The organism is Allokutzneria sp. A3M-2-11 16, from assembly GCF_024213555.1.
GTDB lineage: Bacteria > Actinomycetota > Actinomycetes > Mycobacteriales > Pseudonocardiaceae > Allokutzneria.
This window is the reverse complement of sequence record NZ_JANAVO010000001.1, coordinates 1-17,640: the sequence shown is the minus strand read 5'-3', so window position 1 is coordinate 17,640 and position 17,640 is coordinate 1. Positions and strand designations below refer to the sequence as shown.

16 protein-coding genes and 1 pseudogene are annotated in these 17,640 nt (G+C 71.4%); 11 read left to right on the top strand and 6 right to left on the bottom strand.

Annotated elements, in window-relative coordinates:
- Nucleotides 1–187: 187 nt before the first annotated feature.
- A complete protein-coding gene (locus NLX83_RS00085) occupies nt 188–1,222 on the top strand; it encodes a glycosyltransferase family 9 protein (RefSeq protein WP_254232795.1) in 1,035 nt (344 codons plus the stop codon).
- Between the two features lie 141 nt (nt 1,223–1,363).
- On the opposite strand, the gene NLX83_RS00080 is transcribed toward NLX83_RS00085, so the two are convergent.
- On the bottom strand, nt 1,364–2,479 hold the full coding sequence (locus tag NLX83_RS00080) for a YihY/virulence factor BrkB family protein (RefSeq protein ID WP_374118606.1): 1,116 nt from the start codon (nt 2,477–2,479) through the stop codon (nt 1,364–1,366).
- 225 nt (nt 2,480–2,704) lie between these two features.
- Here NLX83_RS00080 and NLX83_RS00075 point away from each other — a divergent pair, with 225 nt between their 5' ends.
- Nucleotides 2,705–4,447, top strand: coding sequence for a DEAD/DEAH box helicase (locus NLX83_RS00075; RefSeq protein WP_254232794.1), 1,743 nt, complete (start codon nt 2,705–2,707; stop codon nt 4,445–4,447).
- Between the two features lie 88 nt (nt 4,448–4,535).
- Entirely contained in the window at nt 4,536–7,556 is a 3,021-nt protein-coding gene (locus tag NLX83_RS00070) for an AfsR/SARP family transcriptional regulator (RefSeq protein WP_254232793.1), read from the top strand.
- 33 nt (nt 7,557–7,589) lie between these two features.
- Here NLX83_RS00070 and NLX83_RS00065 read toward each other — a convergent pair whose 3' ends face one another.
- Together NLX83_RS00065 and NLX83_RS00060 are read right to left on the bottom strand one after the other, a co-directional pair.
- The gene (locus NLX83_RS00065) at nt 7,590–8,099 is read right to left on the bottom strand and encodes a hypothetical protein (RefSeq protein ID WP_254232792.1); all 510 of its coding nucleotides are present in this window, start codon (nt 8,097–8,099) and stop codon (nt 7,590–7,592) included.
- A 33-nt stretch (nt 8,100–8,132) separates the two neighbouring features.
- Nucleotides 8,133–8,528, bottom strand: coding sequence for an MmpS family transport accessory protein (locus tag NLX83_RS00060; RefSeq protein ID WP_254232791.1), 396 nt, complete (start codon nt 8,526–8,528; stop codon nt 8,133–8,135).
- A 199-nt stretch (nt 8,529–8,727) separates the two neighbouring features.
- Here NLX83_RS00060 and NLX83_RS00055 point away from each other — a divergent pair, with 199 nt between their 5' ends.
- The 5 genes from NLX83_RS00055 to NLX83_RS00035 all read left to right on the top strand — a co-directional run bounded on the left by NLX83_RS00055 (nt 8,728) and on the right by NLX83_RS00035 (nt 14,603).
- Entirely contained in the window at nt 8,728–9,381 is a 654-nt protein-coding gene (locus NLX83_RS00055; protein ID WP_254232790.1) for a hypothetical protein, read from the top strand.
- Nucleotides 9,382–9,646: 265 nt separating this feature from the next.
- Entirely contained in the window at nt 9,647–10,774 is a 1,128-nt protein-coding gene (locus tag NLX83_RS00050; protein WP_254232789.1) for a sugar ABC transporter substrate-binding protein, read from the top strand.
- Nucleotides 10,775–10,847: 73 nt separating this feature from the next.
- A complete protein-coding gene (locus tag NLX83_RS00045; protein ID WP_254232788.1) occupies nt 10,848–11,621 on the top strand; it encodes an ATP-binding cassette domain-containing protein in 774 nt (257 codons plus the stop codon).
- A gap of 297 nt (nt 11,622–11,918) precedes the next feature.
- Nucleotides 11,919–13,382 (top strand): sugar ABC transporter permease, encoded by a 1,464-nt coding sequence (locus NLX83_RS00040; RefSeq protein WP_254232787.1) that lies wholly within the window; start codon nt 11,919–11,921, stop codon nt 13,380–13,382.
- Nucleotides 13,383–13,385: 3 nt separating this feature from the next.
- Complete coding sequence (locus NLX83_RS00035) at nt 13,386–14,603, top strand: ROK family protein (protein ID WP_374118605.1); 1,218 nt, start codon at nt 13,386–13,388, stop codon at nt 14,601–14,603.
- Nucleotides 14,604–14,737: 134 nt separating this feature from the next.
- On the opposite strand, the gene NLX83_RS00030 is transcribed toward NLX83_RS00035, so the two are convergent.
- Nucleotides 14,738–14,917 (bottom strand): DUF7455 domain-containing protein, encoded by a 180-nt coding sequence (locus NLX83_RS00030; protein WP_030430966.1) that lies wholly within the window; start codon nt 14,915–14,917, stop codon nt 14,738–14,740.
- A gap of 473 nt (nt 14,918–15,390) precedes the next feature.
- On the opposite strand from NLX83_RS00030, the gene NLX83_RS00025 reads away from it, so the two are divergent.
- Nucleotides 15,391–15,588: a hypothetical protein gene (locus tag NLX83_RS00025; protein ID WP_254232786.1), complete on the top strand. Its 198-nt coding sequence runs from the start codon at nt 15,391–15,393 to the stop codon at nt 15,586–15,588.
- A gap of 10 nt (nt 15,589–15,598) precedes the next feature.
- On the opposite strand, the gene NLX83_RS00020 is transcribed toward NLX83_RS00025, so the two are convergent.
- Nucleotides 15,599–16,144, bottom strand: coding sequence for a TetR/AcrR family transcriptional regulator (locus NLX83_RS00020; RefSeq protein WP_254232785.1), 546 nt, complete (start codon nt 16,142–16,144; stop codon nt 15,599–15,601).
- An 81-nt stretch (nt 16,145–16,225) separates the two neighbouring features.
- On the opposite strand from NLX83_RS00020, the pseudogene NLX83_RS00015 reads away from it, so the two are divergent.
- Both NLX83_RS00015 and NLX83_RS00010 read left to right on the top strand, forming a co-directional pair.
- Nucleotides 16,226–16,623 (top strand): annotated as a pseudogene (locus NLX83_RS00015) (nuclear transport factor 2 family protein).
- A 182-nt stretch (nt 16,624–16,805) separates the two neighbouring features.
- Nucleotides 16,806–17,441, top strand: a complete 636-nt coding sequence (locus tag NLX83_RS00010; protein WP_254232784.1) for a hypothetical protein — start codon at nt 16,806–16,808, stop codon at nt 17,439–17,441.
- A gap of 55 nt (nt 17,442–17,496) precedes the next feature.
- Here the strand turns inward: NLX83_RS00010 and NLX83_RS00005 are convergent.
- Nucleotides 17,497–17,640 (bottom strand): sigma factor-like helix-turn-helix DNA-binding protein (locus tag NLX83_RS00005; protein WP_305884176.1); only part of this gene is annotated, 144 nt, incomplete at its 5' end.

The window sequence follows — 17,640 nt, the reverse complement described above, 5'->3', positions numbered from 1 at the left end:
ACCAGCGTGCCTCCGTACGGGGTATCGCATCGGTTTGACCGGGGGCGGAACGGGCATTGAAGGGAGCGTGTGCCTCCCGCACGCACCCATCTCGCCCAAGAGGTGAACCGTGTCCGCCACCTTCCACATGCCGGCGCCGCGCCCCGCGGCCGCGGCGGCCCAAGCGATCACAAAGGTTCAGTCCCACGTGGACTGGACGGACTTCGGCAGGATTCTGGTTGTACGGCCGGGCAATCTTGGTGACGCGTTGATGCTCACCCCCGCTCTGCGCGCGTTGCGGGCCGCGGCGCCGCACAGCAGGCTCGACCTGCTGACCTCGCCGAGCGGGGCCGCCGCGCGGGAGCTCGTCGCCACGCTCGACGGCGTGGTGGTGGGGACGCCGTCCTGGTACGACCGCTCCGCCACCGCCGCCGTGGACGTCCGCCGGTGCGCCTGGCAGGAGCAGGCCTTGATCGGTTCGTTGGCGAATCGCGGCTATGACGCCATGATCGTGTTCACCTCCGCCACGCAGTCGCCCTGGGCCGCGGCGCACGCGGGGCTGCTCGCGGGCATCGGCGTCCGGGCCGTGCACTCCGCCGAGAGCGGGGGAGTCGTTGCCTCCCACTGCGTCCGGCCCCCGGAGGGACCGGTGCACCAGGTCGACCGCGCCCTGCACCTGTTGCACGGACTGGGAGTTCCCGCGAAGGGCGCCGTGGTCCACGTCGACATCCCGGAGCGCTCGCGGGCCGCCGCGGACGTCGCGCTCGCGGGCCGGACCGCGCCGTTCGCATTGCTGACCCCCGGGTGCACGCGCGACGAGCTTCGTTACTCCGCAACGGGTTTCGCCACCACCGCGGCGATGCTCGCGGACAGCGGTCTTCCCGTGCTCGTCACGGGTTCACCCCGGGAACGCGACCTGATCGCCGAGGTGGTCTCGCGCGCCCGGCACCCCGGGGTACGCACACTGGAGCCGGTGAGCGTCGCGGTCCTCGCCGCCGTGATCGCCCGCGCGGAAGTGCTGGTGGGCAACGATTCCGGGCCCATGCACCTGGCCGAGGCGGTGGGAACTCCGGTGGCGATCGCCTATGGCGGAGCGGACCGCGCCGACGACACCCGCCCGCGGCTCGTCCGCGCCCGCCTGGTCCGCGGAACCGTCTCGTGCCTCGACATCGCCCCCGCCGACCTGGCCTCCGCCGCACGAGCCCTGCTCCACACCACCCCTTCACTCCCCCTGACCAACTAGAATCCCCCTACGCCCACACCGCCTCCGCGCCCCACTCCACTCACGCGCGGTGGTCAGTTCCCCGTTTCGTACTCATAGCCTGCGAAGAGAGCGCTCTCATTCCCGTTAAGAGTACGAAACGGGAAAAAGTGGCAGGGGGTGTCAGGTTTTGCGGTGCACGGGTTCGGTGGCGTGCGTGTCGGCGGGGGAGGAGACCGGGGGGAGGTCGCGGGTCAGGCGGCGTGCTTCGAGGGCGCCGGACTCGTCCTCGGCGCGTTGGGTGTGCTCGGCGTCGGCTCGCAGCTTCTGGGCGGCCCGGTCCATTTCCAGCCGCCGCCACTTGCGCCGCTCCCGGCCGGTCATCTTCGCCGGCCACAGCTGCTGGATGGCGTTGTTCAGGTGCGCGCCGAGCACGATCGCCAGGCCGATGAAGAACGCGAAGAGCAGGAACGCGATCGGGGTGGCCAGCGCGCCGTAGGTGAAGCCGGTGCCGCTGATCGAGCTGATGTAGAGCCGCAACCCGGTCGCGGACACCAGGAAGAACACCATCGCCAGGATCGCCCCGGGCAGCCCGCGGTGCCACGGCAGCTTCCTGGGCAGCGCGAGCTTGTACAGCGTGGTCAGCGCGAGCACCAGGATCGCGGCCGTCCCCGGGTAGTAGAACCGGCCGACCAGGTCCTCGACCGTGGGCTGCCAGGTGATCGGGAACAGCGTCGGCAGCCACTCCGGGCCGAGCGCCAGCAGCGGCAGGCCGATGATCAACAGCACCAGGGTGACCAGGTAGAGCAGCAGCGCGAGGATGCGCTGCCAGACGATGTTGCGCACCCCGTACTGCTCGTGCGCCACGGTGATCGCGTCGATGAACGACGCCGTCGCCGAGGACCCCGCCCACAGCGAGATCAGGAAGCCCATCGACACGAGCGCGCCCTGGCCCTTGGTCAGCATCTCCTGCACGGTCGGGCCGATGATCCCGTCGACCACCTCCGGCGTGAAGATCTTCCCGGTGAAGGCGAGGATCCGCTCGTGCACCGCGCGGACCACCTCGGTGCCGAACCACTCCGCGACGTAGCCGATGCTGCCGAGCAGGCCGAGCAGCAGCGGCGGCAGCGAGAGCGTCTGCCAGAACGCGGCCTCGGCGGCCTCGGAGAAGATGTTGTCCTGCCACGCCTTGCTCATCATCAGCGACAACAGCCGCCGCAGACCGCGCCGCTGCCCCGGGCGCTCGGCGGCGTCGGCGGGCTGGTTTTCGACGGGCGCGTTCATGTCAGGCCCCAGCATGCTGCATCCGCCTCACACCGGCATCACAGGGCTGGGTAGTGCCGAAGATCTGCCTGCGGGATCGAGCATCATCGGAGTGTCGCGGATCGCTTTCTCGCGATCCAGACCTCGTTCCGGTCCGCCGCACCCCGGTCGCCGATGTAGGCTTCCTGGCGCCCTCATCGCTTGCGCGAGCAGAGGGCATTCGCATGTTCGCAGGCGCGGGGCGAAAGGAACGGACAGCAGGTGACCGTAACCGACTCGACCGTCGCGGAACGCCTTACCACCGCAGAGTTCCGGCCGCTGCGTGCATGGCAGCGGCGCGCGCTCACCAAGTACCTGACGGCGCGTCCGCAGGACTACCTCGCGGTGGCGACGCCGGGCGCGGGCAAGACGACCTTCGGGCTGCGGGTCGCGGCGGAGCTGCTGGCCGACCGCACTGTCGAGGCGATCACCATCGTGACCCCGACCGAGCACCTCAAGCACCAGTGGGCCGCGGCGGCGGCGGAGGTCGGCATCGCGATCGACTCCAACTTCCGCAACGGCGCGGGCACCACCTCGCGGGACTACCACGGCGTCGCGGTCACCTACGCGCAGATCGCCGCCCACCCCACGCTGCACCGCGTGCGCACGGAGAACCGGAAGACGCTGGTCATCCTGGACGAGGTGCACCACGCGGGCGACGCGAAGTCCTGGGGCGACGCCGTCCGCGAGGCGTGCACCCCGGCGGTGCGCAGGCTCGCGCTGACCGGAACCCCGTTCCGCAGCGACGACACCCCGATCCCGTTCATCACCTACGAGCCGGACGCCGCCGGGTTCGAGCGCAGCCGCGCCGACCACTCCTACGGCTACTCCGACGCGCTGCGCGACGGCGTGGTCCGGCCGGTGATCTTCATGGCGTACTCCGGTGAGGCGACCTGGCGCAACAACGCGGGTGAGGAGTTCAGCGCCCGCCTCGGCGAGCCGCTGGACGCCGAGCAGACCGCGCGGGCGTGGCGCACCGCGCTGGACCCGAACGGCGAGTGGATGCCCGCCGTGCTCAAGGCCGCGCACATCCGGCTGACCCAGCTGCGCAACGGCGGTGTGCCGGACGCCGGCGGCCTGGTGATCGCCACCGACCACGAGAACGCCAAGGCCTACGCCCGGCTGCTGGAGATGATCACCGGCAAGCCGCCGACCGTGGTGCTCTCCGACGATCCGAAGGCGTCGGGGCGGATCAAGGAGTTCGCCGACTGCGGCGATGAGTGGATGGTCGCGGTCCGGATGGTCTCCGAGGGCGTCGACGTGCCCCGCCTCGCCGTGGGCGTCTACGCCACCAGCGCCTCGACCCCGCTGTTCTTCGCCCAGGCCATCGGCCGCTTCGTGCGCGCCCGCCGCGCGGGCGAGACGGCCAACGTCTTCCTGCCCAGCGTGCCCGTGCTGCTGGAGCTGGCCAGCCAGCTGGAGGCCGAGCGCGACCACGTGCTCGGCAAGCCGCACCGGGAGAAGGAGGGCTGGGAGGACGAGCTGCTCGCCCAGGCCAACCAGCAGCAGGACGAGCTCGGCGAGGAGGAGAAGGCGTTCACCTCGCTGGGCGCCTCCGCCGAGCTGGACCAGGTGATCTACGACGGCTCCTCCTTCGGCACCGCCGCCATGGCGGGCACCGACGAGGAGCAGGAGTACCTGGGCCTGCCCGGGTTGCTCGCCCCCGACCAGGTGCGCGACCTGCTCCGGCAGCGGCAGCAACAGCAGCTGGCCAACGCCGCGCAGAAGCGCAAGACCAAGGCCGCTCAGGAGCCCGCGCCCGCCCCCCGCTCGCTGTCGGTCCAGGAGCGGATCACCGCGCTGCGCAAGGAGCTCAACACCCTGGTCGCGCTGCACCACCACCGGACCCGCAAACCGCACGGCATGATCCACTCCGAGCTGCGCAAGCAGTGCGGTGGCCCGCCGACCCCGATGGCCTCGATGGAGCACCTGGAGGAGCGCATCGCCACCCTCCGTTCCTGGTAGCGCGACAAGCTCGACTGGTAACTAGATCACTACTTTGCCTCCCTAGTTGGTTGGAGGTTAACCTCGCCGCCGTGAGCGAGGAGCGAGGGTGATCAGGTTCGGCGTGCTTGGCCCGCTCCAGGTGACCTCGGCCGGTGGCGCACCGGTGCCCCTGCGCAGCGCGCACCAGCGCACGCTGCTCGCCGTCCTGCTGTTCAACGCGGGCCGCCGGGTCCGGACCGACCAGCTGGTGGACGCGGTGTGGGAGGGCGCTCCGCCCGCCTCGTACGTCTCCAACCTGCACACCTACTTCTCGCGGCTGCGGGAACGCCTCGCCGGGGTGCGGCTGGAGCACAGCGACGGCCGGTACGGGCTGTTCCTCGGCACCGCCGAGCTGGACCTGATCGAGTTCACCGAGGCGCTGCGGGCCGCGCGGGCGGGCGCGGCCGAGGACCCCGCCACCGCCCAGCACTACCGCGAGGCGCTCGGGCTGTGGCGGGAACGCCCGCTCGCCGATCTCCGGGTGCCCGCGCTGGAGCCGCAGATCGCCGCGTTGGAGGAGGAACGGCTCGCCGCGCTGGAGGGACTGGCCGACGCCGAGCTGGCGAGCGGGGCGCAGGGCGGCCTGGTGGCGCGGACGCGGGCGCTGGTCGTCGAACACCCGCTCCGCGAGCGGTTCCGCGCCCAGCACATCACCGCGCTGTGGCGGGCGGGCAGGCGGGACGACGCGCTCGCCGCCTACCACGAGGCCAGGACGGTCCTGATCGACGAGCTCGGCGTCGAGCCCGGGTCCGAGCTGCGTGAGCTGCACGAAGCCGTGCTGCGCGGTGAAGCCCCGGCGTCCGCCCCGGTGGTGGTCCGCGCCGCCACGCCGATCTGCCAGCTGCCGCCCGAGATCGCCGACTTCACCGGGCGCGCGGAGGCGGTGGCGGACCTGGTCGCGCTGCTCAGCGAGGCCCGGCCGACGGTTCCGCTCGCGGTGGTCACCGGCAACCCCGGGACCGGCAAGACCGCGCTCGCGGTGCACGTGGCCCACCGGCTGCGCACCGCGTTTCCGGACGGGCAACTGTTCGCGCACCTCGCGGGCGCTTCCGGCAGACCGCGAGATCCGGGCGACGTGCTCGCCGAACTCCTCAGGACCCTGGGTGTCGCCGGGCCCGCGCTCCCCGAGGACGTCCACGCCCGCTCAGCCGCGTTCCGCGCCAAGGTCGCCGACCGGCGGCTGCTGGTGGTGCTCGACGACGCCGAGAAGCCCGCGCAGATCGGTCCGCTGCTCCCGGGGACACCCGGCTGCGCGGTGATCGTGACCAGCCGCTCGCGGCTCAGCGGCCTGCCGGGCGCGTTCTCGGTCCCGGTCGGCGCGCTCACCGACGCTGAGGCCATCGCCCTCCTGGAAGGCGTGGTCGGCCCGGAGCGGGTGCGCGCGGAGCCCGCGGCGGCGGACCGGATCACCGCCTCCTGCGACAACCTGCCGCTCGCCCTGCGCATCGCGGGCACCAGGCTGGCGTCCCGCCCCTACCTGCGGCTCGGCGTGCTGGCCGACCGGCTGGACGACGAGAGCAGGCGGCTGGACGAGCTCGCGGTCAGCGACCTCGCGGTGCGGGCCAGCGTCGAGCTGAGCTATCGGGCGCTGAGTCCGTTGGCGCGCAAGGCTTTTCGCTTGCTTGGCAGCTTCGGCGACGGTGGCAGGGCGGAGTGGTCGCTCGCCGCGTTGCTGGACACCGAGGACGCGGCGGGCGCGACCGAGGAGCTGGTCGAGGCGAACCTGCTCCAGCCGCTCGGCCAGGACGCCACGGGGGAGCCCCGCTACCGGCTGCACGACCTGCTCGCCGTCTACGCCGGGGAGCGCGCGCGGGACGAGGAGGACGACGACGCGGTGCTCGCCGCGTTTCGCCGCGTACTGGTCACCGCCCTCGGCCTCGTCGACGAAGCCGTCCGCGGCACTCCGCGGTACTCCCTGACACCGCGACTGGCGACGCCCGTGCCGCCGCCGTCGTTGCCGAGGGCCGATATCGATCGGCTGCTCGCCGACCCGGTGGCCTGGCTGGTCGCGGAGCGGGCGAACCTGGTCGCGTTGGTGCGGACCGCCTGCCACGACGCCCGCGCGGACCTGCTCGACCTGGCCGTCCAGCTCGCGATCCGCCTGCACCCGTTCCAGTGGGGCGAGAAGCACTGGGACGACCTGGCGCGGGTCCAGGGCGCGGTGCGCGACGCGGCCCTGGCGGCGGGTGACACGCGGACGACCACGATCGCGGAGCACCTGCTCGCGATGCTGGACGCGGGGCGTGGGTACTACGCCAAGGCCAGCGCCGTGTTCCAACGCTGCGGTGAGGTGTTCGAGGAACTCGGGGACCAGCACGCGGCGGCGTGTGCGCGAGCCACCAACGCCTACCTGCTGATGGAGCAGGGAGCGGAGGAGGACGCGGTCAAGCACGTCACGTGGGCGCGGGAGGTCTTCCACGCCTCGGGTGACCGCAACGACGAGATCGAGGCGCTGCGGACGCTGGCCGCCGGGCTGCTGCGGCTCGGCCGGATCGAGGACTCGCGCGAGGTCACGCAGGACGCGTTGGCGCTGGCCCGGCAGACCGGCGAGGTGCGGGTGATCGCGCCCGTGCTGCACGCCCTCGGCCAGATCCAGATCACCGTCGGCGATCTGCCGAGCGCGGACGCCGCGTACCGCGAATCCCTTGCGGGGTACCAGGAACTCGGTGACCGGGGGCCGGTGGCGATCATGCTGCGAGAGCTGGCGCTGGTGTGCGCGCGGCTGGGGCGGCGCGCCGAGGCCGTCGACCTGCTCGGCGCCAGCGCGCGCATGGCGGAGGAGCTCAGCGAGCACCGGCTGAGCGCGATCACCGAGCGGGACCTGGCCGCGGCCATGATCGGCGACGGTCGGCTCGACGAGGCGGTCGCCGCGCTGCGCCGCTGTTCGGAGACCTTCGCGGAGATGGGGCTCGTGCGGCAGCGGGTGGCCACTCTGCGGCTACTCGCGGTGGGCCATGAGGCGCGCGGTGAGCAGGCCGCGGCGGACGCGGTGCGAGCCGAGGCCGACCGGGAAGGCGGGCCCGCCGACCGGATGGCCGAGTCGATGATGGCTGCGGCGCTCGCACTGGCCGGTGCACCGGCGGGGTGAGCCGGTCCGCCCACCCCGCCGTCGCCGGGTTGGTTACCGCATCGCCTTGTGCGCCTTGGCAAAGCGGTTGTTCCCGGGCAGCCAGCACAGCACCGCCGCCGCCAGCCATGCCGCCATCGAGACCGCACTGAGCCCGCTGAGCAGGCTGGGCGAACCCGGGTCGCCCAGGGTCATGACCTGGGCCAGCGCGCCGAAGACGGCGAAGAGGGTGATCAGGACGCGCGCCCAGGTGGCGGCGTTCCTGGCGAGCAGGCCGAACAGGATCAGCCCGATCGCGAAGAACAGGCCGAACCCGGCCCGCGCGGACAGCGTCTCGTACGCGCTGGCGACCTGCGTCTCGTAGAGGCTGCCCATCAGGCTCTTGGCCAGGCCGTCAGCCTCCTGCCCGAGCTCCTTGGCGAAGATCTCGCGGGCGAGTTCCTTGCCGCTGCCGTAGGTGTGGATCGCGGAGATGATCGCGGCGATCGCGCCGACGGCCACTGCGGCGAGCATGGCGGTCAGCGTGCCGGGCCGCTTCCCCGTGGTGACGATGGTGGTGCTCATGGGAAAAGTGCTCCTTGCGGTCTTAAGAGGGGGTCAGGGCGTGGTCGCTGTGCACTGGATCACCGGGAGCGAGCCCTTCTCCGCGGACTTCTTGCTGACTTCCTTGCCACCGACCGTCGCCCGGCAGGCGACCGCCTCGCCGGGCGTGCCGCTCACGGTGACGAACAGGTAGTCGCGGGAGGTGATGGGGAAGGACTTGCTCCAGGGGAGCTGGACCTTCTCCTCGTGCTTGCCCTGCGCCTTGTCCCGGTAGGAGACCTTGGCGCTGCCGGAGCCGGTCACCTCGAACACGGCCTCGTCCGCCTTCGCCGCGGCGGGGGTCGCCGGGGCGGAGGGGGCGGGCGGCTCGGCGGCCGTGGTGGAACCGGAGCAGCCGGTCAGGGTCAGGGCTGCCGTCACCAGCCCGGTGGCGGCGAACAATGCGCGCATCTCGCTTCTTTCGGCGGTCGGTGGGGTGTGAGGCTCGGCAGCATTCCGCCCGCCACCACACGCCGCGCACACAAACTCCGGCGACATCCGGTGATCACCTCGCCATCACGAGGACCTTTCGGGTGAAAGGGTGCGTCCAAATGGAAAGCTTCTGATCTGCCCTTGAGCGCAACGTCGGGTAGGGCCACGGTCGAGTGCCATGAACCTCACTCGTCTGGGTGCGGCGCTCGGCGTGACCATCGCCGCCGCGCTCACCGCGGCCGCGCCGCCCGCGTTCGCCGCCCCCGCCTCGGCCGACCTGGACTTCTCCGCCGCCCCGCCGTACACCGGCTGGGAACTGCGGCACGAGAACCCGGCCGAGCCGGTCGTCAAGGACGGCATGATCAACCTTGACGAGCGCACGCAGCTGACCATCGCCGCGGGCTCGCCGTGGCTGTCGGTCAGCAACGCGCGCGGCTGGGCCGTGCACACGAAGCTCCGGGTCGACCCCGCGACGCCGAACGCGCCCGCCTGCGCCAAGGAGCTGGTCGGCCACGGCGGCCAGGTGGGCCTGGTGGCCTCCGACGGCGCCGCGCCGACCATCCTCGGCCTCAACAAGGACCTGATCTGCCTCAAGACGGTGGACCGGGTGATCAACCTGCCGATGAACACCACCGACCGCGTGCACTCCTACCGGGTCGAGGGCAAGGGCACCCAGCTCCGGCTGCTCGTCGACGGCCGCGAGGTGGCCGCCGTCAAGGACTGGTCCTGCCAGGTGCAGGGGCAGAAGTGCGAGCCCGCCCCGATGGTCATGCTCGGCACCGGTGACCTGACGAAGGCCCAGGTCGATCACCTCGGCTTCACCGCCGGGTAGTTCTTCGGTCGACACCGAAGCGCAACGCCGCAGGTGAGCGCTCTCACCGGCGCTCACCTGCGGGTCTGTAAAAGATCAAAATCCTTCGCTTTCCCCTGTCGCGCGTGATGTCCCGGTGACCTCGCCGTGGCGAAAGCGTGTTGTCTACACCACTCTGAATCGATTCACAATCCTTCCGAACGCACACGAACGGGGGATACGTTGTCGCGCACAACATTTCCCACTGCCGTGTGTCGACGCGGTGCGTAACGGAAGGGATGGGCCGATGCGCAGCAACACGCTTGCCCTGCTCGCCGCGGGGTCGGGCCTGGCCCTCGTCCTGGCGGCCTGCGGCAACAACAGCGCCAACCCGGGTACGGGCAACCAGCAGACCGGCGCCGCCCCTGGCGGGACCGGCATCAAGGTCGGCGTGATCCTGCCGGACACCAAGTCCTCGGCCCGCTGGGAGAGCTTCGACCGGCCGCTGCTGGACAAGGCGCTGCGCGCCGCGGGCATCGAGCCGATCATCCAGAACGCCGAGGGCGACACCGGCAAGTTCAGCACCATCGCCGACTCGATGATCAGCCAGGGCGTGAAGGTCCTGATGATCACCAACCTGAGCGACGAGAGCGGCGCGGCGATCGAGCGCAAGGCCAAGACCGCGGCCATCCCGGTGATCGACTACGACCGGCTGAGCCTGGGCGGCAGCGCCGACTACTACGTCTCCTTCAACAACACCAAGGTCGGCCAGCTCCAGGGCCAGGGCCTGGCGGACTGCCTCAAGGGCAAGGCGAACCCGCAGATCATCCAGATCAACGGCGGGCCAGAGGACAACAACGCCACGCTGTTCAAGAACGGCGCGCTGAGCGTGCTCAAGCCGAAGTACGACTCCGGTGAGTTCAAGCTCGCGGGCGACCAGGCGATCGCCAAGTGGGACAACCAGCTCGGCAACACCACCTTCCAGCAGCTGCTCACCGCCAACGGCGGCAAGGTCGACGGCGTGCTCGCGGCCAACGACGGCCTGGCGGGCGCGGTGATCACCGCGCTGAAGAAGGCGGGGCTGGCCGGTCAGGTCCCGGTCACCGGCCAGGACGCCACTGAGGACGGCCTCGCCGCGATCCTGCGCGGCGAGCAGTGCATGACCGTGCTCAAGCCGATCGACCAGGAGGCCAACGCGGCCGCGCAACTGGCGATCGCACTGGCCAAGAACGACAAGGAGGCCGCCAACCGGCTGGCCACGGCCACCGAGCGCGACCCCAAGGGCAACCGCGACGTGAAGTCCGTCCTGCTCACGCCCGAGCTGATCACCAAGGACAACGTCAAGAAGGCCACCGACTCCGGCTTCGTCAAGATCGCCGACGTCTGCAAGGGCGACGTCGCCGAGAAGTGCAAGCAGGCCGGGATCACCAAGTAAGCAGCCGTGGTGGGGCGGCGCCGACCGCCCGCCCCACCACCGGCATCGCCTTCTTCGACCCTTTGGAGGACCCGTGAGTCAGCCCATCCTGGAGCTGCGCGGGGTGAACAAGAGCTTCGGCCCGGTGCACGTGCTGCACGACGTGGACTTCACCGTCCGCCCCGGCGAGGTCACCGCGCTCGTCGGCGACAACGGCGCGGGCAAGTCCACGCTGGTCAAGTGCATCGCGGGCATCCACCCGACCGACTCCGGCGAACTGCTCTTCGACGGCGAGCCGGTCACCGTCGGCAGCCCCCGCGACGCCGCCGCGCTCGGCATCGAGGTCGTCTACCAGGACCTCGCGCTGTGCGACAACCTCGACATCGTCGACAACATGTTCCTCGGCCGGGAGCGCCTGCGCGGCCTCACCCTGGACGACGCGGGGATGGAGGAGGCCGCACGCAAGGTGCTGGCCGACCTGTCCGTGCGCACGGTGAAGTCGGTGCGCACCTCGGTCGCCTCGCTCTCCGGCGGCCAGCGGCAGACCGTGGCCATCGCCAAGGCGGTGCTCTGGGACAGCCGCGTGGTGCTGCTCGACGAGCCCACCGCCGCGCTCGGCGTCGCCCAGACCCGGCAGGTGCTGGACCTCGTCCGCCGCCTCGCCGACAACGGCCTCGGCGTGGTGCTGATCAGCCACAACATGAACGACGTGTTCGAGGTCGCCGACACCGTCGCCGCGCTCTACCTGGGCCGCATGGCCGCCGAGGTCCCCACCGCCGACACCTCGCGCGCCCAGGTCGTCGAGCTGATCACCGCGGGCCGCTCCGGCGACCTCGGCATCCCCGCCCCCGAAACCGCCACCGTCTAGCCCACCCACCCGTCGCTCCACCCCCGCCGCCTCACCCCCCCGCCGCCCCACCTCGGCGACCCGAAGCCCATCCGCCCCGAACCCGCCACCGCCCGGCCACCGCCGCACTCCGCTGGCAGGGGTCCCCCGGTCTTCAAGTACCCCCGACCCCACCCCCAGCGATCGCAAACCGCCGCACACCCACCGTGGCGCCGGGGGTTGGGCGCGGTTGAAGACCTCCGGGGCGGAGGTGCGCCGTACTTGAAGACCGCCCGACCGTCGCCGTCGCCGCCGACCTCGCCTAGCAAGGACTTCGTGATGACCGAGACCCCCGCCGGGACCCGGGCCGCTGCGCCTGGTTCGACCGCTCAGGGATCCGCAGCCCAGGGATCGACAGCGGTCGCCGACTTCGGCATCGACACCGCCCAGCGCGGTGTCCGCCAGGCGATCGGCGACTACTTCGCCAGGCTCTCCGGCGGCCAGCTCGGCGCGCTGCCCGCGCTGGGCGGCCTGGTCGTGCTGTTCACCGTGTTCACCGTGCTCTCGCCGCAGTTCCTGACGCTGGGCAACATCGCGAACCTGCTCACCCAGGGCGCGGGCATCACGGTGATCGGCATGGGCCTGGTCTACGTGCTGCTGCTCGGCGAGATCGACCTGTCCGCGGGCACCGCCTCCGGGGTCACCGCCGCGGTGTGGGCGCTGCACCTCAAGGTGGACGGCAACCTGCTCGGCGGCATGGGCTCGTGGGTCTTCTACCTCACCCTGGTCGCGATGGCGCTCAGCGCGGGCATGGCGGTGCTGACCAAGCTCCACGTCGCCGCGATCCCGCCGGTGCTCGCCCTGGTGCTGATGCTGATCGGCCTGCCCGCCAACCCGTGGCTGGAGATGCTGCTGGCGCTGTGCATCGGCACCGCGATCGGCTGCCTCACCGGGTTCCTCGTCGCCAAGGTCGGCATCCCGTCCTTCGTCGTGACGCTCGCGCTCTTCCTCGCGTGGCAAGGCGTTGTGCTGCTCTACATCGGTGAGGGCGGCACGCTCGCGGTGAACGACGAGGTGCTGTTCAACGTCGCCAACGGCAACCTGTCGCCCCTGGGCAGCTGGCTGCTGTTCGTCTTGGCGGGGGCCGGGTACGCGGCCGTGGTCCTCGGCAGGCACTTCGGCAGGCTCAAGCGCGGCCTGGTCGTCCAGCCCACCGCGCTGGTCGGCACCAAGGTCGGCGTCATCGTCGTGCTCGGCGCCGTGGCCACCTACGCGCTCAACCTCAACCGCAGCCCGAACGAGGCCGTGGTGATCCAGGGCGTCCCGTACGTGGTGCCGATCGTGCTCGGACTGCTGGTGCTGGGCACCTTCGTGCTCGACCGCACGCGCTACGGCAGGCACGTGTACGCGGTGGGCGGCAACGCGGAGGCGGCCAGGCGCGCGGGCATCGACGTCACCAAGGTCCGGATGAGCGTGTTCGTCATCTGTTCGACCGTGGCGGCAATCGGCGCGATCATCCTGTCCTCTAAGGTCGGATCCGTGGACCCCCAGGCGGGTGGCGGCAACACGCTGCTGTTCGCGGTCGGCGCGGCGGTCATCGGTGGCACCTCGTTGTTCGGCGGCAAGGGCCGAGTGCGGGACGCGATCGTCGGTGGAGCCGTGATCGCGACCATCGAGAACGGCCTGCGCCTGCTCGGTGAGCCCGCCGCGGTGGTCTCGATCGTCACCGGTCTGGTGCTGCTGCTCGCCGCGAGCGTGGACGCGTTGTCACGCCGCCGCTCGGCAGCGGCGGGCGTGCGCTGACGCGTGGCACGGGTCCCACCCGGGGGGAGTGACACGAAGGAGGGCGGGGCCGTCACACCGACAGCGGGAACGAGGCCGGACGAGGTCCGCAGGCACAACCGCGCGGCCCTGCTGCGCAGGCTGCACCTGGACGGCCCGGCCACGCGCGCCGAGCTGGCCGCCGAGCTGGGCCTCAACCGCAGCACCATCAAGGCGCTGGTCGACGAGCTGAGCGCGGTGGGCGTGGTCTCCGAGGAGGTCCCCACCCACCGCCACGGCGCGGGCCGCCCCTCGCTGCTGGTGCTGCCGCAGGCCGAGGCGGTGCCGGTGCTCGCGGTGGACGTCGGGGTGGAGCAGGTCTCGGTCGCCCTCGCCGGGGTCGGCGGGCGGTTGCTCGGCGTGCGCAGCTGGACGTTGCGCCGCGGCCAGGGCACCCCGCGGGACGTGGTCGACGAGGTCTGCCGCGCCCGGGTGGACCTGGTCGACGAGCTGGGCTGCGAACCGACGCGGGCCGGGGTGTCGGTGCCCGGGGTGGTGCGCCGCTCCGACGGGCTGGTGCACGAGGCCCCGAACCTGCACTGGACCGGCGTTCCCTTCGGCTCGCTGCTCGGCGACGCGCTGACCCTGCCGGTGGACATCGGCAACGACGCCGACCTCGGCGCGCTGGCCGAGCACACCAGGGGAGTGGCCCGCACCGCCCAGGACGTCGTGTTCCTCTCCGCCGACGTGGGCGTCGGCGGCGGGGTGATCCTCGGCGGGGTCTCGCTGCGCGGCAGCGGCGGCTACGTCGGCGAACTGGGCCACATGGTGGTCAACCCGGCCGGGCGGCAGTGCTACTGCGGCTGCCGCGGCTGCCTGGAGACCGAGATCGGCGAGGACGCGCTGTGCCGGGCGCTGAACCTGCCCGCGGGCACGCCCCGGCCGATGATCGTCGCGGAGCTGCGTTCGCTGGCCGCCGACGCCGAGCTGTCGCTGCACCGGCTGGCCGGGTTCGCGGAGTGGCTGACCCTCGGGCTGACCAACGTGCTGAACCTGCTGGCGCCCGAGCTGGTCGTGCTCGGCGGGCTGCTCGCGGTGCTGCCGCCCGCCGTGGTCTCCTCGGTCACCACCGAGGTGCGGCGCAGGAGCCTGGTCGGCCGGGCCGCCGGTTCGGTGCGGCTGGCCACCTCGGCGCTGGCCGGGGACGCCGCCCTCGTCGGGGCCGCGGAACTCGCCTTCGAGCGCGTGTTCGCCGTCAGCTGAACGCGGTCACCCCGGGCGTGTCGTGTTCGCTCCGAGCTGAACCACCCCGGAAAAGCCGACGGGCGGAGATCCGGAAACCGGATCCCCGCCCGTTGTCGTGGGCTGTCAGGTTGGTCAATCCTCGATCAGCCGAGTCAGCCTTGGACGATCTGCGCGGCGAGCTCACGCAGCTTCGTCTCGTGCTCGCGGGCGTGGTGCCCGCAGAACAGCAGTTCACCGCCGGAGGCGAGAACAGCGCGGACTTGGGCAGCGGCCCCGCAGCGGTCGCAGCGGTCGGCAGCGGTCAGCTCGGGGCGGGTGAGTGTTCCAGGCATTTCGGGTCTCCCCTCGTCCCGGTACCGGAGGGATTCCGGTACCCGTTGATCCAGCTGCGACCACCGGGACCCTTGCGGGATCGCGGTGCTCGCCAGCTCCACTCTTACAGACGTTCGGCACGCCGCCGGTGTTCCCGTACCGCCAGCGACACCCGTCACGCCTGATTTACCCAGATGTCGCAGAGCCCAACACGGCCCGTGGCCGAACCGCGTCTTTTCATTGATCCACTTGACGCCGAAGCCCACCGCGGACTCCGGCGACGCTCACGGTAAGCGTTGGTACGTGGCCGAATCGTGACCGACACGACGCACCACCTCCTGTCGCTCCCGCGCTCGTCATCTCATCTTTGCCACGCCGCGGCCCCGCTGTCCACAGTGGTTTCCCGGGTTGTAGTCCGAGGAGGACCAGGGGTAAACCCCGATTTCACCCACCGGCGTTCCTGGCACGGTCGAGGTGAGGAAGGGAGCCGCCTGTGGCTTGCCGGGACTGTCGCACGTGCACCGACGCGGCGCTGGTGCGTCTGGTCAAGTGGTGTTTCGCGGTGTTCTGCTACGTCATCACGATCGGGGTGCTCTACGTGCTCAAGCGCGCACTGCGCAGGCACTGCCCACAATGTGGGCACATTCTGGGGAACCACCGACGTCGCTCGGACGGGTCGTTCAAGGACTAGGCCCGTCGGACTACAGCAGTCCGGCGGCAACCTGCTTGGCGCGTTTGGCCGCGTCCGGGTCGCGCTGGACTCCCGCGACCACGATCGCCCCGTCCACCAGCAGCAGCAACTGATCGCCGAGCACCCGCCCGCGCTTGGGGGCGGCGTGTTCGGCGAGTTCGCGCAGATACGCCAGCACTGCGTCCTTGTGCTCCCGTACGACTTCGGCCACCGCCGAAGAGTTCATCTCGCCGTGCGCGTTGATGAACGCGCAGCCGTGGAAGTCCTCCCCGGCGAACCATTCCGCCAGCCAGTCGAAGACCGCGAGCACCCGCCCGCGTGGCGTCCTGCGCCCTTCGTCGACGTGCGCGGCGAGTTCGGCCCGCCACCGCTCGTCGCGAGCGCGCAGGTAGGCCGCGACCAAGTCCTCTTTGGACCGGAAGCACTGGTACAGCCGCTTCAGCGAGACCCCGGCCGCCCCGCGCACCTCGTCGATGCCGACCGCCTGGATGCCCCGCTCGTAGAACAACCGCTCGGCCGCCGCCAGCAGCCGAGCCCCCGCTTCCTCGGTGTCCACCGCGCCCCTTCCGTGGAGAACGAACGTTCTCTACAGTACTTGGAGAACGCACGTTCTCCGTTGTTCGGCAAGGAGGAAGTCATGGCGCTGGTGCCCCCGTTCACCCGCGAGACCGCGCTCGCGAAGGTGCAGGCCGCCGAGGACGCCTGGAACACCAGGGACCCCGATCGGGTCGCGCTGGCCTACACACCCGATTCCCGCTGGCGCAACCGCTCCGAGTTCCTCACCGGCCGCGAGGAGATCCGCGCCTTCCTCCGTCGCAAGTGGACGAAGGAGCGGGAGTACCGGCTGCGCAAGGAGTTGTGGGCGTTCTCCGACGACCGCATCGCCGTGACGGGCAGTGGTGGCGCAGCCACGGCAACGAGATGTGGGAGTTCGACGCCGACGGCCTCATGCGCACCCGCGAGGCGAGCATCAACGACGTCCCCATCGCCGCATCCGACCGCGAACTCCCCACCCCTCCGACGTTTTCGCCCTGAACGACCCGTTGAGGGCGTTGAGCGCCCCGAACGGGTCGTTGGGGGCGTTGGTGGCCCTGAACGGGTCGTTCAGGGAGTCCCAAGTGCCTGAATGACCCGTTCAGCGCGAAGTGGTGGCGGTGGGGTCACCTGGGGATAACGCCGGCGCGCGGATCGGTGCGGGGTGGCGCACCATCGGTGGGTTGACCCGAGCGAGGGAGGCCGCCGTGCGCAAGCCCTTGGTGATCGGCATCGCCGCCCTCGCGCTCGTCCTGCTCAGCTCTTCGGTGCGCGGGGGCGAGCCACCGCACCTCGCGGTCGGCCCGGGCGCTCCGGCGGTGTTCCACGGCGAAGGGACCGCCGAGGTGGGCATCGCCAAGGAGCCCGGCGTCGGCGTCGTCCAGTTCGACTGTCCACAGTGCACGGGCAACGTCGTGCTGCGCTCGGACGGCCAGGAAGGCTTGCTGGTCAACGAGATCGGCCCGTACCGGGGAAAGCGGTGGTTCGACCTGCACGCCGGTGGCAGGACCACGACGCTGGCGGTGACCGCGACGGGGCGGTGGACGCTGACCGTGGGCGGCACCGATCTCGCCGGGGTGCGCGCGGATCACGCGGCGGGGGCTGGCGACGACGTGGTGTTCCTGACGCGACCGGTGCGCTCGGCGGCGGTGACGCACTCCGGCGGCGGCAACTTCGTGGTGCACGCCGTGGAGTTGGCCACCGGCCGGGTGAACCTGTCGGTCAATCGGATCGGCGCGTTCGCGGGCACGGTGGAGCTGCGCGGGCCGGTTCTGCTCCAGGTTCGCTCAAGCGGGCCGTGGAGCGTGCGCGCGTCCTGAACACAAACGAAGGCCCGCCCCACGAAGCGGGGCGGGCCTTCGTCGAAGACGACCTCTAGTCGAGGTAGTCGCGCAGCACCTGCGACCGGGACGGGTGGCGCAGCTTGGACATGGTCTTGGACTCGATCTGGCGGATGCGTTCGCGCGTCACGCCGTAGACCTGGCCGATCTCGTCGAGGGTGCGGGGCTGGCCGTCGGT

Bases quoted from the DNA above. Each gene is read 5' to 3' on its own strand.
- NLX83_RS00080 (WP_374118606.1), bottom strand. From the start codon at position 2,479: ATGCTGGGGCCTGACATGAACGCGCCCGTCGAAAACCAGCCCGCCGAC.
- NLX83_RS00065 (WP_254232792.1), bottom strand. From the start codon at position 8,099: ATGAGCACCACCATCGTCACCACGGGGAAGCGGCCCGGCACGCTGACC.
- NLX83_RS00060 (WP_254232791.1), bottom strand. From the start codon at position 8,528: ATGCGCGCATTGTTCGCCGCCACCGGGCTGGTGACGGCAGCCCTGACC.
- NLX83_RS00055 (WP_254232790.1), top strand. From the start codon at position 8,728: ATGAACCTCACTCGTCTGGGTGCGGCGCTCGGCGTGACCATCGCCGCC.
- NLX83_RS00050 (WP_254232789.1), top strand. From the start codon at position 9,647: ATGCGCAGCAACACGCTTGCCCTGCTCGCCGCGGGGTCGGGCCTGGCC.
- NLX83_RS00040 (WP_254232787.1), top strand. From the start codon at position 11,919: ATGACCGAGACCCCCGCCGGGACCCGGGCCGCTGCGCCTGGTTCGACC.
- NLX83_RS00030 (WP_030430966.1), bottom strand. From the start codon at position 14,917: ATGCCTGGAACACTCACCCGCCCCGAGCTGACCGCTGCCGACCGCTGC.